We start from the raw sequence: 13,228 nt of genomic DNA on the forward strand, positions 1-13,228 counted from the left end.
AATCTACTGCCCGGCGGATGTCCCCGCGACCGAGGACTGCGCGTGACGACGGCGGTGCGCCTTCTGGCGGCAGGCCGGGGAGCAGTAACGGGCGGGGCGGCCGGGGCCGGTGTGCCGGACGGGGGTGGCGCAGATCGGGCAGTGGGCGGCCGCGGATTCGTTACGGTCGGATGTTTCGTTACGGTCCGGTACGGGAGTTCCGGGTTTCGTTACCCGGGCGACGGGGGCTCGCGGGCGCAGTGCGTCCAATACCAGTGCGGCGGGGCGCGCCAGGCCGGATTGGTTGCCCGGGAGCCGTTGGATGGCAACGCATCCGGTGAAGATGGCGAGGACGTCGGCGAGGGTGAGGTCGGGGCGGACCGCGCCCTGGCGTTGGGCGGCGACGAGCAGGGCGGTGAGGGCTCGATGGAAGCGCTCGCCGGCTTCGCGGAGCAGGTCTCGCGGCCAGCCGTCGCTGTCGAACACGCCGTCGCACAGGTCCTGGTTGCGGGGCGTGGAGGTGATGACCTCGGTGCAGAAGGCGAAGAAGGCCACACCGGCGTCGGGGGCGTCGCGATAGCCGACGGCCAGGGCGGTGAGGCGGTCGATGCGTTGTTGCAGAACCGCTTCCAGGAGATGGTCCTTGCTGGGGAAGTGCCGGTGCACGGTGCCCGCGCCGACCCCGGCGCGGCGGGCGATCTCCGCCAGCGAGGCCGAGACGCCGATCTCGGCGAAGGCGCGTTGGGCGGCGGCCAGCACCAGGGCGCGATTGCGGCGCGCATCCGCGCGCGAGTTCGCCGCGGTGGCACGGCCATCGGGGGAGCCGGGTGGCAGCGGTGGGGCGGTCATTTCGTTACGGAGTTCCTTCCGCGGTGCTGGCCAACCGGATTCGGCTGCTCGTAGCGTCGGGATCCGGGTCATCCGACCCGAATACTACCGAACAGACAAGGTGAACATGTCTTCTCACAGCGACCTCGTTCTGATCACCGGCGCCACCGGCAAGCAGGGCGGCGCGACGGCCCGGCAGCTGCTGCGCGCGGGCCGCCCGGTCCGCGCGCTGGTTCGCGACAGGGAATCGGCTGCCGCGCAAGAGCTCGCGGCCGCGGGCGCGGAGCTGGCGGTCGGCGATTTCGATGATCGTGACAGCATCGCGGCGGCACTCGCCGGTGTCGGGGCGGTGCTGCTGGTGCCGCCCGCGCTCTATCAGGCCGGTGGCTGGGATGTCGATCTGGAAGCGCGCCGCGGTCAAAACCTGGTGGCGGCGGCCGTGGCGGCGGGCGTCGATCAGATCGTCTTCACCGGTATCGCATCGTTCCGGGAGGAACGGAACTGGGGCTCGGTCGGCAAGCGCCGCATCGAGGACGCCGTCCGGGCGAGCGGCCTGCGCTGGACCATCCTGCGCCCGGTCCGCTTCATGGAGAACTATCTGCTGGAGGGTTCGGTCGTGGACGGCATCGTCGACGGTGTGCACCGGCACCTGTTCGCCGGCGATCAGCCCTTGCAGATGATCGCCGTCGACGATGTCGCCGCCTTCGCGGTGCTGGCCTTCACCGATCCGGCCCGCTTCCACGGCGAGATCCTGGAACTGGCCGGCGACTCCCCCACCCCGGTCGGCGCGGCGGCCGAGATCAGCGAGAGCACCGGCCATCCGATCCGATACCAGGAGATCACCATGGCGGAGGCCGAGGCCATGGGCCCGGAACTGGCCAATGTCTGGCGGCAGACCCGCGCGGGCCAGGGCTGGCATGCCGACATCCCCGCCCTGCGCGAAATCCTGCCGAGTCTGCGCACCTTGGACGCCTGGCTCGCCGAAACCGGTGGTGCGCAGCTGAAAGCGCTGCTGGAGCGCTGAGCACCCGATCGAGAGTCTGCCGCACGATGACGGCGGGGCGCGGGCCACGCGCTCAGTTCACGACAACGCTCCGTCGTAGTCGGGCAGCTTGAAGGTGCGCTCGGCATGGCCGCCCGCCAGATCGGACGCGCTGTTGCCGATATTCGCGACGATGGTGTAGCCCTTGCTCTCGATATCGATGCGGCTGGCCGTCTTGTATTCCTCCAGCCCGGCCGAGCCCGCCGACAACGTGGTCAGCGGGCTCCCGTACAGGCGCTCCACCGGATAGCCCACGGCCGAAAGATTCAGCTGCGTATAGAGATTCATGACCGCCGGGCGGCCGGTGACGAAGATGATCGCCGCGCCCTGCCCGTCGGCCCACTGCGCCAGTTGCAGCATGCGCGCGATGGCCGGGGTGATGGGGCTCGGGTTGTACTGCGTCTCCAGTGTCGTGTTGTCGATGTCGAACACGATGGCGGGCTTCCCGCCGGAGGGCAGTCGGGTGGCGAGGTAGGCCTGCGCCTCATTGGCGACCACGGTGACATCCGCGATCCACTGCGCGTAGCTGGGCAGGTCGCCGCCGCCGGAGAGCGACGACGAGCCGGAGCCGCCGCCCGAGAGCGAGGAGGATCCGGTGCCCCCGGACAGCGAGGAGGATCCGGTGTCGGCCAGCGCGGTGGGCAGCGGCGCGGCGAGCGTGACGGTGACACCTGCGGCAATGGCGGCTATAGAACGTCTCATGACCGCTGGACGCTAGCGCCCGGCACATCAGACGCGCAGACGTTTCACATTGTCTCGCACCGAAATTCCCGGTCAGTGGGACGGTCCGTGGCGATCAACGGGGGTATTCTCTAGCCCGGGTGGGCCATATGTGCCATATGTTTCATTTGGCTGTTGCCGAAGGAGAACGCGAAATGACCACCACCAGCGCTCCTGTCTCCACCAATCACACAACCAGCGTGCACGCCTATGACGTGGGCCTGCTGGCGATCCGCCTCGGTATCGGACTGACCATGGCCGCCCACGGCGCCCAGAAACTGTTCAGTTGGTTCGACGGCTACGGCATCACCGGCACCGGACAGGGCTTCGAGCAGAGCGGCTATCCGGCCGGCGAGTTCATGGCCGTGCTCGCCGGGCTCAGCGAATTCGTCGGCGGGCTCGGCGTCGCGCTCGGCGCGCTCACGCCGCTCTCGGCGGCCGCCCTGGTCGGCGTCATGATCAATGCGCTCGCCGTCAGATGGGGTGCGGGCTGGCTCGGATCCCAATCCGGTCCGGGTCTGGAATACGAGATCGTCCTGCTCGTCACCGCGGGCGGCCTGGCCCTCACCGGCCCCGGCCGCTATTCCGTGGACGCCTTCCTGCCCGGCGTGCGCTCGCACCGCCTGACCTACGGTGTGGCGGCCCTGGTGCTGGCGGTCGTGCTGGCGTTCATCCTGCTGTTGTTGCGCGACTGAGCAATTCCCGCGCCTGAGTAGTTCCCCGGTGCCGCGCTCGCCGCCCGCATACCAGGATGTGAGCGTGGCATCGAACGACAACACCGCGCGGCGGCCCAAGGGCCTGGGCAAACGCGCCTGGCTCACAACTCAATTCGTGCGTCGCATCCTGCGCACGCTGGCCTGGTCGAATATCGTCCGCGTCACCGTGCTCGGACGCGAGCGGGTGCCGAAGACCGGGCCCGTGATCATCGCGAGCAATCACATCTCGATGCTTGACGCCGTCTTCCTCTGGGGTGCGTTGCGCCGCAGGGCGATCGCCATCGCCATGGCCGAGCTGTGGTCGTGGCCGGTGGTCGGCTGGCTGGTGCGCCGGCTGGGCCAGATTCCGGTGGTGCGCCGCGACAATGAATCCGGCGGCGCCGCGCTGTCGCAGGCCGAGCAGATCCTGCGGCACGGCGGCGTGCTGATCATCTATCCGGAGGGCCGCCTGGTCGCGCCCGGCGAGAGCGAACCCTACAAGCCCGGGGTGGCGAAACTGGCGCTGGCGACCGGCATTCCCATCATTCCCGTGGGTACGACCGGCACCGATCGCGTGCTACCCATGCGCCGGCACCGCGGCGACGGTCCCGCCTTCGATCGCCGCCAGCCGGTGACCATCCATTTCGGCGCGCCCATCGATCCGGCGGAGTTCGACGATCCGGACAAGCTGCTGGATCATCTCCGCGATCGCATCGAGGACCTGCGCGGATGAGCGCTCAGGTGGCCGCGCCGACCAGGTTCTCCCCGCGCAGGCGCTGCGAGATCACCTGGGTGATGCCGTCGCCGCGCATGCTGACGCCGTAGAGCGCATCGGCGATCTCCATGGTCGGCTTCTGGTGGGTGATGACGATGAGCTGGCTCTTCTCGCGCAGCTGCTCGAACAGGCCGATGAGGCGGCGCAGGTTGGTGTCGTCCAGGGCCGCCTCGACCTCGTCCATGACATAGAACGGTGAGGGGCGGGCGCGGAAGATGGCGACCAGCAGGGCGACGGCGGTCAGCGACTTCTCGCCGCCGGAGAGCAGCGAGAGGCGCTTGACCTTCTTGCCCGGCGGGCGCGCCTCGACCTCGACGCCGGTGGTGAGCATGTCGCTGGGGTCGGTGAGCAGCAGCCGGCCCTCGCCGCCGGGGAAGAGCCGGCTGAAGACGCCGACGAATTCGCGTTCCACGTCCTCGTAGGCCTCGGTGAAGACCTGCAGGATGCGGGCGTCGACCTCGGCGACGACGTCCAGGAGGTCCTGGCGGGCCTTCTTGACGTCCTCGAGCTGGGTGGCGAGGAAGTTGTAGCGCTCCTCGAGGGCCGCGAACTCTTCCAGGGCCAGGGGATTCACCTTGCCGAGGGTGGTGAGGTCCTTCTCGGCGCGCTTGGCGCGGCGCTCCTGGGTGGTGCGGTCGTAGGGCATGGGCTGCGGCTCGGTGACCTGGTCGCCGCGCTCCTTGGCCTGCTCGTACTCCATCATCTCCAGCGCGGTCGGCGGCATGGGGACGTCCGGGCCGTATTCGGCGATGAGGTCTTCCAGTGCGAGACCGAAGGATTCGGAGATGGTGGCCTCCAGCTGCTCGATGCGCAGCGCCGCCTGGGCGCGCGCCACCTCGTCGCGGTGCACCGCATCGGTGAGCTGGGAGAGCTGGCTGTTCAGGGCGCGGGCGCGTTCCTTGGTCTGCTCCACCTGGGCCGCGAATTCGGTGCGGCGGCGCACCAATTCGTCGCGGCGGGCGGCGGCCTCGGCCACGACCTGCTCGAGCTGGGCGGCCACCCGCTCGGCGGAGTCGGCCACCACGGCGGCGACGGCGGCGGCCTGCTTGCGGGCGGCCAGGGCGCGTTCGGCGCGGGCCCGGTTCTCGCGTTCGGCGCGGGCAGCGCGGCGCAGCGAATCCGCCTTGCCGCGCACCGATTCGGCGCGCTCCTCGGCGGTGCGGACCGCCAGGCGGGCCTCGACCTCCATGGTGCGGGACTCGGCGAGGGCGGCCGCGGCCTCCTCGCGGGCATATCCGGCGGCCTCGGTGCCCGCGGATTCCGCACCCATCTCGGACTGCTCGAGCTCAGCGTGGCGCAGCCGGTCCTCGAGCTCGGCGAGCTTGCTCAGCGTCTCCTCGCGACCGGCCTCGGTCTCGGCGCGCTGGGCGAGCAGGCGCTCGCATTCCTTCTGAGCCGTCCGGGCCGTCTGCCCCAGCCGGCCGAGCCGGTCGTAGATGGACACCAGCGCCTGATCGGATTCGTGCAACGCGAGCAGAGCGTGATCGACGGCTTCCTTGCGGTCGGTCTGCTCGGCCAGCGCACCCGCGAGCGCCGCCTCGAGCTCCTCGGCCTGCCGCTGCCAGGACGCGAGTTCCGCTGCCGCGGAATCGATATCGGCCTGCACCTCGAGCTGACTCGGCGCACGGTCGGACCCGCCGAGCACCCACCCGGTACCGGTCAGATCACCCTCGCGGGTGACTACGCGCAACTCCGGACGCGCAGCCAGCACCCGCGCGGCCGCGTCCAAATCCTCGGCGACAGCAATACCGGTCGTCAGCGCGGTAATCGCGGCACGCATGCGCTCCGGGCAGTCGACAACCTCCGCAAGCCAGCGCGCACCACCCGGCAGCGCACCGCCGGAACCCGAACCAGCATGGGCCGCACCGGCGTAGACGAGTGCGGCGCGGCCGCCGTCGGCTTCCTTGAGGGCTCGGACGGCGGCGTGGGCCGAGGGGCCGGTGTCGGCGGCGACGGCGTCGGCGAGGGGGCCGAGGGCGGCGGCGACGGCGGCCTCGAAGCCGCCGTGCACCTTGATCAGGCCCGAGAGCGGGCCGAGCAGGCCGTCGGTGCGGTGTTCGAGCAGCCAGGCGGCGCCGTCCTTGCGGGCCAGGCCCATGGTGAGGGCCTCGATGCGGGCGGTCAGGGAGGCGACGCGCTTACCGGCTTCGCGGTCCTTCTCGCGTAGTTCGGTGACGCGTTGGTCGGCGTTCTCGAGGGCCTGGGCGGCATGCTCGTACTGCGCGTCGAGACCTGCCTCACCGGCGTCGAGCTCGCTCAATTCGGCTTGGACGGCCTCGAATTCGGCGTCCGCCGCCGCGCCGCGCTGCCGGGCCTCGGCAATGCCGGTGGACATGCGGGCGATCTCGCCGTCCACGGATTGGGCGCGTGAGCGCAGCGTGTCGACCTGGCCGGAGAGCCGGGCCAGGCCCTCGCGGCGGTCGGCGATGGCGCGTACCGCGGCCAGATGGGCCTGTTCGGCGGCCTTGGCGGCCTGTTCGCGCTCGTGCAGGGCGTCGCGCGCGGCTTCCAGGGTTTCGGTGGCGATCTCCACGGCCTCGAGGAGTTCGGCCTCCTCGGCCTCGACCCGTTCGGCCTCGCGCTCCAGCTGTTCCGGATCGCGCCCGGCGCCGGTGGGTTGCTCGATGGTCAGGTTGCGTGCACGATCTCGGGCAATCCGGATAGTGGCATTGACGCGCTCGGTCAGCGCGGACAGCTGGAACCAGGTTTGCGCGGCGGCTTCCGCGCCGGGCGTCAGGCGCGACAGCTCGAATTCCTGCTGGGCCAGCGCGGCATTCGCGGCATCCAGTTCGGCGTGCACGTTCACCTGCTGCTCGCGTGCGTACGCCTCTTTGCTCTGCTGGGATTCGAGCTCGCGCCGCCGGGTCACGAGATCATCGGCGGCCAGCCGCAAACGCGCGTCCCGCAATTCAGACTGGACGGTTGCTGCACGCCGCGCCACCTCGGCCTGCCGCCCCAGGGGCTTGAGCTGCCTGCGCAATTCCGTGGTCAGGTCGGTGAGCCGCGCCAGATTCGCCTGCATGGCATCGAGCTTGCGGACGGCCTTCTCCTTGCGCCGCCGATGCTTGAGCACACCCGCGGCTTCCTCGATGAACGCGCGCCGGTCCTCCGGCCGCGATTCGAGAATCGCCGATAGCTGCCCCTGCCCGACAATGACGTGCATCTCACGGCCGATGCCGGAGTCGCTGAGCAGTTCCTGCACATCCATGAGCCGGCAGGAGTTGCCGTTGATCTCGTACTCGCCGGCGCCGTCACGGAACATGCGCCGGGTAATGGACACCTCGGAGTACTCGATGGGCAGCACACCGTCGGAGTTGTCGATGGTCAGCGTGACCTCGGCACGGCCGAGCGGGGCGCGGCCCGCGGTGCCGGCGAAGATGACGTCCTGCATCTTCCCGCCACGCAGAGCTTTCGCGCCCTGCTCACCCATCACCCAGGTGAGCGCGTCGACGACATTCGACTTGCCCGACCCATTGGGCCCCACCACACAGGTGATCCCGGGTTCGAACCGCAGGGTCGTCGCGGACGCGAAGGACTTGAACCCCTTCAGCGTCAGACTCTTCAGGTGCACAGCCGTCGAGGTTACCCCGTCGGGCTCGATTGCCCCGAGTATGCCGACAACGCGTCCGGTTCCGTGCCGCGGCACGCCCTATGACAGGCCGATTCGTCCGATGACTGGAAGATCGGGTATTGTCTTCGGTGTTGCAATTCTTGGTTCTCACAGACTTCTGTACGCGCCTGCACACAATTCAGCAGGCGCGTTTTTGTGTTTCCCAGTGATTCCACCCGGAATCACCCCAGAGCGACATCGGGTCCGCAAGGTGCGGACCTCCGACCAGTAAAAAGGAGAGCCAGAATGGCTACCGGCACCGTGAAGTGGTTCAACTCGGAGAAGGGCTTCGGCTTCATCGAGCAGGACGGCGGCGGCCCCGACGTCTTCGCCCATTACTCCAACATCGCCGGCAACGGCTTCCGCGAGCTCCAGGAAGGCCAGAAGGTCTCCTTCGACATCGCGCAGGGCCAGAAGGGCCCGCAGGCGGAGAACATCGCCGCCATCTGAGCGATTTCGCTCACATAGAACGACCCTGGAGTGAGTGGCTCCGGGGTCGTTCTGCATTCCGAGGCGGGCGGGCGGTCAGGCGAGATCCTTGGCGTACCAGATCTCGGCGTATTCGCGGTCCTCGTGCGGCGGGATCTCGACGTAGCCGTGGCCGAGGTAGAGGGTGCGGGCCTCGATCAGGTCGAGGCGGGTGTCGAGCCTGATCCGATTGGCCCCCAAGCCGATCGCCGCCTCCTCGATGGCGGCGAGCAGGCGTTTCGCGCCGCCGGTGCCGCGCTGTGCGGGCCGGACGAAGACTCTGGTCAATTCGACCGTGCCGGTTTCGGCCAGGCGCAGCCCGGCGCACGCGGCGGGGCGGCCCGCGTACCGGCCGACGAGGAAGACGCCCCGGGGCGGCACGAGGTCGTCGGTGGTGAACCCGGCCCAGTCGTCATCGAGTTCGGCGCGCGTCGAGAGCCGCCCCAGCCGATGCAGCCGGTAGCTGTTGGCCACGTCGACGAGGTAGTCGCGCAGGAGTGCCACGGATTCGGGATCGCACACCGGGGCGGGGGTGATGATCCATGCGTTTCGACTGGTCATGCCGGTCGTATGGTGGCGCGGACGACTTTTGTGCGCAAGGGAATTTCGAATTCGCCGCTGCCGGTCTCGGGACGGCTCCTCAGATAGCCGGTGATCCGATCGAGGAGCTCGCCGCGCTCGGCGGGAGTGACGACCAGGCTGGTGGAATGGGTGCCGATGGTGGCGGCCAGGCTTTCGGCGGTGCGGCGCTGCGAATGCGCGAACTCGCGCTGCTCGAAGGGGTGGAACAAGGCGTGCGAGGGCAGTCCGTCGCCCGGGAATCGCCGGAAGGACAGCCGGGTGAGGGAGATCCGATCGAGTTCGGCGACCCAGTCGACCGAACTGTCGTGGGTGTTCCAGAAGGCCGCGACCACGCCGCCCGGCCGCAGCACCCGCGCCAGCTCCGGAAACGCCCGTGGCAGATCGAACCAGTGAAACGCCTGTCCGGCGAGCACCGCGTCCACCGAATCATCCGGCAGCGGAATCGATTCCGCCGTGCCCGCCAGCGCGGGCACCTCCGGATACCGCGCCGCGAGGGTGGCGCGCATCGCGTCGTCCGGCTCGACCGCCCGCACCCGCGCCCCCGCCGCCAGCAGCACCCCGGTCAGCTTCCCGGTCCCGGCCCCGAGATCCAGCACCTCGGCATCGTCTTTGTCCCCCAACGGTTCCAGCGCCCACCGCACCCCCGCCATCGGGTAGTCCGGCCGATGCTGGTCATAGGCCGCCGCCTCGGCCCCGAACGACCGCGCCCGCCGCGCCCACACCTCGGAATGCTCGACTTCCCACCTGCCGCCTGAGCCCACCCAGCCATGTTAAGCACGTGGCCGGCACCCCCGAATCCCATTGGTAGACCTGGACAGACGATCACCGGGAATCTGTGGCGGCATCGCCCGAGTAGCCACCGCCACCAGTTCCCGGTCGATGCTGTTTCAGATTGGTACGGGAGTGTCGGGCTACGCGCGCGCCGGGACGGCGGGGGTGATGCGGCGTCGCCACACCTCGAGGAGTGGAGTGATCACAGCGGTGGGGGCGAGCCAGGCGATGAGCTGGGCCGCGCCGTAGAGGGGGCCGTCGATGGCGACGCTGACCACGATCGTCGCGGTGAGCAGGGCGATATAGGAGCCGCCCATGCCGTGGACCTAGGCGTGGGTCCAGGCCCCGCGGCGGGCGACGGCGTAGCGGCCGAGCAGGGCCAGGGCCACGGTCAGGGCCGAGACGGGGACGAGCCACCACAGGTCGGTGCGGCGCCAGAAGACCAGGGCGCAGGCGGAAATGCAGACGGCGACAACGAGTCCCAGGTACCAGGCGCCCAGTTCGCGGGAGTGTGGCCAGGTGTGCGCGTCGGCCCAGGCGACGACCGGGCCGAGCGCCAGCCCGGCGGCGCCGACGACGATGTGGAAGGCGAGAAGGGTGGCGTAAGCGGACATGACGGTTACCTCATTACGGCTCTCCCGCAGTGCTTCGCGGCGCCGGCTTCCCAGCCGGTGAGGACCCGGAAGACCAGGACGGCGCCCCACGGGACGATTACCCAGACGGGCCAGAAGTACGTGAATTCGCCCGCGGCCAGCGAGATCGCGGCCCAGATGCCGAGCACCAGGAGGCTGACGCCGAGCCAGGCGCTGCCCTCGATGCGCTGCCAGATCGGGAAACGGGTGCGCGACCGCGGCTTCTCGACAGCGGCTTTGGTGAGTTCGGGGAGGTCGGTGAGGACCTGCTGGAGTTCTTCCCGATAGACGGTGGTGTAGACCCGGGCGACCCGCTCGTTGTATTCGGCGAGGTCGAGGCGGCCGTCGGACATGTGACGGCCGAGCAGATCCGCGATCTGGGCGCGCTCGGCGTCCGAGGCGCGAGTGCCGGTGTTGATGTCCATGTCGATCCTTCCAAGATGTTCCACTGTGGAACGTTGTTATTCGATGATAACAACCCACTGTGGAATGTCAATGAGTTGAAGTGAGGGCGGGTGCCAGCACATTTGCCAGCAGGGGGTTTGCGGTGAGATGGTTAGGGTCGGTTCTCGCACAAGGAGTCATCGTGGATCTGGACTGGTCGCCCGACGATCTGGCATTTCGAGATGAGGTGCGTCGTTTCCTCGACGAAAAGTTAACCGACGATCTTCGCCGGGCCGGTCGATTGGCGACGAGCGTCTACCCCGATCACGAAGCCAGCATGAAATGGCAGGAGATCCTGCACGCGCAGGGCTGGGCCGCGCCCGCCTGGCCGGTGAAGTACGGCGGCTGCAAGTGGAGCCTGACCCAGCACTACATCTTCGGGCGCGAATGCACCCTCGTCGGTGCGCCGAACCTGTCCCCCATGGGCATTCGCATGGTGTCGCACGCGATCATGGCGTTCGGGACCGAGGAGCAGAAGGACTACTTCCTGCCCCGCATCCTGACCGGCGAGGTCTTCTTCTGCCAGGGCTATTCCGAGCCCGAAGCCGGTTCCGATCTAGCCTCGCTGAACATGGCGGCCGTGGACGACGGCGCGGATCTGGTCGTCACCGGATCCAAGATCTGGACCACCCACGCCACCGAGGCCAACTGGATCTTCGCCCTGGTGCGCACCTCCAAGCAGGCCAAGAAGCAGCAGGGCATCACCTTCGTCCTCATCGATATGCGCACGCCGGGCATCGAAATCCGGCCGCTGGTCATGATTTCCGGCGAGCAGGTGCAGAACCAGGTCTTCTTCGACCAGGTGCGGGTGCCCAAGGCCAATGTGCTCGGCGCGATCGACGACGGCTGGACCGTGGCCAAATACCTGCTCAACTTCGAGCGCGGCGGCGGCGCGGCGGCCCCGGCCCTGCAGGTGATGGCCGAGGAACTGGCGCAGGCCGCGCTCGCGCAGCCGAATCCGAACGGCGAGGGCGCGCTCATCGACGATCCGGCCTTCGCCGCCAAGCTGGCCGATGCCCGCATTCGCGCGGATGTGCTGGAGATCCTCGAATACCGCACGCTGGCATTGGTTTCCAGCGGAAAGGATCCGGGGCCGGCCGCCTCCACCATCAAGATCCTGGGCACCGAGTTGAGCCAGATCCTCACCGAACTCGCCCTGGAGGCCGCGGGCCCGCAGGGCCGCGCCTATCAGCCGCACGCCACCATGCCCGGCGGCCCGGTCGTCGACTACGCCGCTCCCGCCGATGGCTTCGTCAGCGGCGCGGACTGGCAGGCCGTCGCCGCGCTGCGGTACTTCAACGACCGCGCCGGCTCGATCTACGCCGGCAGCAACGAGATTCAGCGCAATATCATCGCCAAAGCCACGCTGGGACTGTGACCATGGACTTCTCTTTCACCGCAGAACAGGATCTGCTCCGCGACACCGTCACGGAATTCCTCGCGGCCCGTTACGACCTCGAATCCAGCCGGGCCGCAGCGCGCGTCGGCGCGGGTTGGCAGCCGGAGATCTGGCGCGGACTGGCCGAGGAGGTCGGGATTCTCGGCGCGGGCCTGCCGGAATCGGTGGGCGGCATCGGCGGCGGACCGGTCGAGACGATGATCATTGCCGAGGCCCTCGGCGGCGCGCTGGTGGTCGAACCGTATGTGGACACCGTGGTGGTCGGCGGCGGCCTGCTGCGCCGCGCCGACGGCAAGCGCGCCGAGGATCTGCTCTCCGGCATTGCCGCCGGCGAGGTGATCACCGGTTTCGCCGCCCTGGAGCCGCGCTCGGGCTACGACTACACCAAGGTCGCCACGACGGCCCGGCGCGAGGGCGAGGACTGGATTCTCGACGGCGTCAAGATCGTGGTCACCGCCGCCCCGCTGGCCACCCACCTGCTGGTCAGCGCCCGCCTGGACAGCGGTGAGATCGCCCTGTTCGCTGTGGATTTCGATCCGGCCGACCCGCCCGCCGGGCTGACCGCGCAGACCTACCGCACCATCGACGAACGCCGCGCCGCGGACCTCGCCTTCGAGGGGCTGCGCCTGCCCGCCGACGCCCTGCTGATCGGCAATGCCGCCGACGCCATCGCCGCGACCCTGGACGAGGCCATTGCCGCGGTCTGCGCCGAGGCGGTCGGCATCATGCGCAAGGTGGTGGCCGACACCGTCGAATACACCAAGCAGCGCAAGCAGTTCGGCGTCCCCATCGCCAGCTTCCAGGCGCTGCAGCACCGCATGGTGAACATGCACCTGGAGCTGGAACAGGCCATTGCCGCAACCTATCTGGTGACGCTGAAACTGGATGCCGCCCCCGCCGATCGCGCCAAGGCCGCCTCCGCCGCCAAGGCCACCATCGGCCGCGCCGCCCGCCTCATCGGCCAGGAGGCGGTGCAGTTGCACGGCGCCATGGGCATGACCGAGGAATTGGCCATCGGCCACTTCTTCAAGCGCCTCACCGCCGTTCAGCACGAATTCGGCAGCACCGATCAGCACATCACCCGCTACGCGGCCTTGACCCGCCCGTAGTCCACGGTCCCCGTCACCCACCGTCATCCCGGCGTGGCCACCCATCATCCCGGCGTGGCCACCCATCATCCCGGCGTGGCCACCCATCATCCCGCATGGCCACCCCGTCAGTCCGGCGTGGCCACCCCGGTCATCCCGGCGTGCTTTTGGCCGGGATCTCACCTCGATGTGTGG

14 protein-coding genes are annotated in these 13,228 nt (G+C 69.1%); 6 read left to right on the top strand and 8 right to left on the bottom strand.

Going from position 1 to position 13,228, the window contains the following annotated elements:
- Positions 1-3: 3 nt before the first annotated feature.
- The gene (locus ACFVIV_RS22805) at positions 4-828 is read right to left on the bottom strand and encodes a TetR/AcrR family transcriptional regulator (RefSeq protein ID WP_379199372.1); all 825 of its coding nucleotides are present in this window, start codon (positions 826-828) and stop codon (positions 4-6) included.
- A 106-nt stretch (positions 829-934) separates the two neighbouring features.
- Here ACFVIV_RS22805 and ACFVIV_RS22810 point away from each other — a divergent pair, with 106 nt between their 5' ends.
- Positions 935-1,831: an NmrA family NAD(P)-binding protein gene (locus tag ACFVIV_RS22810; RefSeq protein ID WP_379199373.1), complete on the top strand. Its 897-nt coding sequence runs from the start codon at positions 935-937 to the stop codon at positions 1,829-1,831.
- Between the two features lie 57 nt (positions 1,832-1,888).
- Here the strand turns inward: ACFVIV_RS22810 and ACFVIV_RS22815 are convergent, their stop codons facing one another.
- On the bottom strand, positions 1,889-2,551 hold the full coding sequence (locus ACFVIV_RS22815; RefSeq protein ID WP_379199375.1) for an HAD family acid phosphatase: 663 nt from the start codon (positions 2,549-2,551) through the stop codon (positions 1,889-1,891).
- Positions 2,552-2,724: 173 nt separating this feature from the next.
- Here ACFVIV_RS22815 and ACFVIV_RS22820 point away from each other — a divergent pair, with 173 nt between their 5' ends.
- Positions 2,725-3,264: a DoxX family protein gene (locus ACFVIV_RS22820; RefSeq protein ID WP_379199377.1), complete on the top strand. Its 540-nt coding sequence runs from the start codon at positions 2,725-2,727 to the stop codon at positions 3,262-3,264.
- Between the two features lie 64 nt (positions 3,265-3,328).
- A complete protein-coding gene (locus ACFVIV_RS22825; protein WP_379199379.1) occupies positions 3,329-3,997 on the top strand; it encodes a lysophospholipid acyltransferase family protein in 669 nt (222 codons plus the stop codon).
- 4 nt (positions 3,998-4,001) lie between these two features.
- On the opposite strand, the gene smc is transcribed toward ACFVIV_RS22825, so the two are convergent.
- Positions 4,002-7,610, bottom strand: a complete 3,609-nt coding sequence (gene smc, locus ACFVIV_RS22830; RefSeq protein ID WP_379199381.1) for a chromosome segregation protein SMC — start codon at positions 7,608-7,610, stop codon at positions 4,002-4,004.
- 285 nt (positions 7,611-7,895) lie between these two features.
- Here smc and ACFVIV_RS22835 point away from each other — a divergent pair, with 285 nt between their 5' ends.
- A complete protein-coding gene (locus ACFVIV_RS22835; protein WP_379199383.1) occupies positions 7,896-8,099 on the top strand; it encodes a cold-shock protein in 204 nt (67 codons plus the stop codon).
- Positions 8,100-8,174: 75 nt separating this feature from the next.
- Here ACFVIV_RS22835 and ACFVIV_RS22840 read toward each other — a convergent pair whose 3' ends face one another.
- The 5 genes from ACFVIV_RS22840 to ACFVIV_RS22860 form a co-directional block, all read right to left on the bottom strand.
- Positions 8,175-8,678 (bottom strand): GNAT family N-acetyltransferase, encoded by a 504-nt coding sequence (locus tag ACFVIV_RS22840; protein WP_379199385.1) that lies wholly within the window; start codon positions 8,676-8,678, stop codon positions 8,175-8,177.
- Positions 8,675-9,460 (bottom strand): class I SAM-dependent methyltransferase, encoded by a 786-nt coding sequence (locus tag ACFVIV_RS22845; protein ID WP_379199387.1) that lies wholly within the window; start codon positions 9,458-9,460, stop codon positions 8,675-8,677. The genes ACFVIV_RS22840 and ACFVIV_RS22845 overlap by 4 nt, the downstream gene beginning before the upstream one ends.
- 150 nt (positions 9,461-9,610) lie before the next feature.
- A complete protein-coding gene (locus ACFVIV_RS22850) occupies positions 9,611-9,787 on the bottom strand; it encodes a hypothetical protein (RefSeq protein WP_379199389.1) in 177 nt (58 codons plus the stop codon).
- Between the two features lie 9 nt (positions 9,788-9,796).
- Positions 9,797-10,084 (bottom strand): hypothetical protein, encoded by a 288-nt coding sequence (locus tag ACFVIV_RS22855; RefSeq protein ID WP_379199391.1) that lies wholly within the window; start codon positions 10,082-10,084, stop codon positions 9,797-9,799.
- Positions 10,085-10,089: 5 nt separating this feature from the next.
- Complete coding sequence (locus ACFVIV_RS22860) at positions 10,090-10,527, bottom strand: DUF1707 domain-containing protein (RefSeq protein ID WP_379199393.1); 438 nt, start codon at positions 10,525-10,527, stop codon at positions 10,090-10,092.
- A gap of 161 nt (positions 10,528-10,688) precedes the next feature.
- Between ACFVIV_RS22860 and ACFVIV_RS22865 the strand changes: the two genes are divergently transcribed.
- Positions 10,689-11,924 (top strand): acyl-CoA dehydrogenase family protein, encoded by a 1,236-nt coding sequence (locus ACFVIV_RS22865; RefSeq protein ID WP_379199395.1) that lies wholly within the window; start codon positions 10,689-10,691, stop codon positions 11,922-11,924.
- 2 nt (positions 11,925-11,926) lie between these two features.
- A complete protein-coding gene (locus ACFVIV_RS22870; RefSeq protein ID WP_379199422.1) occupies positions 11,927-13,054 on the top strand; it encodes an acyl-CoA dehydrogenase family protein in 1,128 nt (375 codons plus the stop codon).
- Positions 13,055-13,228: the final 174 nt, after the last annotated feature.

The sequence above is a fragment of the Nocardia sp. NPDC127526 genome (assembly GCF_042672265.1).
Classification (GTDB): Bacteria; Actinomycetota; Actinomycetes; order Mycobacteriales; family Mycobacteriaceae; genus Nocardia.

Coding starts and splice junctions, on each gene's coding strand:
- ACFVIV_RS22815 (WP_379199375.1), bottom strand. CDS start 2,551: ATGAGACGTTCTATAGCCGCCATTGCCGCAGGTGTCACCGTCACGCTC.
- ACFVIV_RS22850 (WP_379199389.1), bottom strand. CDS start 9,787: ATGGGCGGCTCCTATATCGCCCTGCTCACCGCGACGATCGTGGTCAGC.
- ACFVIV_RS22805 (WP_379199372.1), bottom strand. CDS start 828: ATGACCGCCCCACCGCTGCCACCCGGCTCCCCCGATGGCCGTGCCACC.
- ACFVIV_RS22810 (WP_379199373.1), top strand. CDS start 935: ATGTCTTCTCACAGCGACCTCGTTCTGATCACCGGCGCCACCGGCAAG.
- ACFVIV_RS22870 (WP_379199422.1), top strand. CDS start 11,927: ATGGACTTCTCTTTCACCGCAGAACAGGATCTGCTCCGCGACACCGTC.
- ACFVIV_RS22855 (WP_379199391.1), bottom strand. CDS start 10,084: ATGTCCGCTTACGCCACCCTTCTCGCCTTCCACATCGTCGTCGGCGCC.
- ACFVIV_RS22835 (WP_379199383.1), top strand. CDS start 7,896: ATGGCTACCGGCACCGTGAAGTGGTTCAACTCGGAGAAGGGCTTCGGC.
- ACFVIV_RS22860 (WP_379199393.1), bottom strand. CDS start 10,527: ATGGACATCAACACCGGCACTCGCGCCTCGGACGCCGAGCGCGCCCAG.
- ACFVIV_RS22840 (WP_379199385.1), bottom strand. CDS start 8,678: ATGACCAGTCGAAACGCATGGATCATCACCCCCGCCCCGGTGTGCGAT.
- ACFVIV_RS22820 (WP_379199377.1), top strand. CDS start 2,725: ATGACCACCACCAGCGCTCCTGTCTCCACCAATCACACAACCAGCGTG.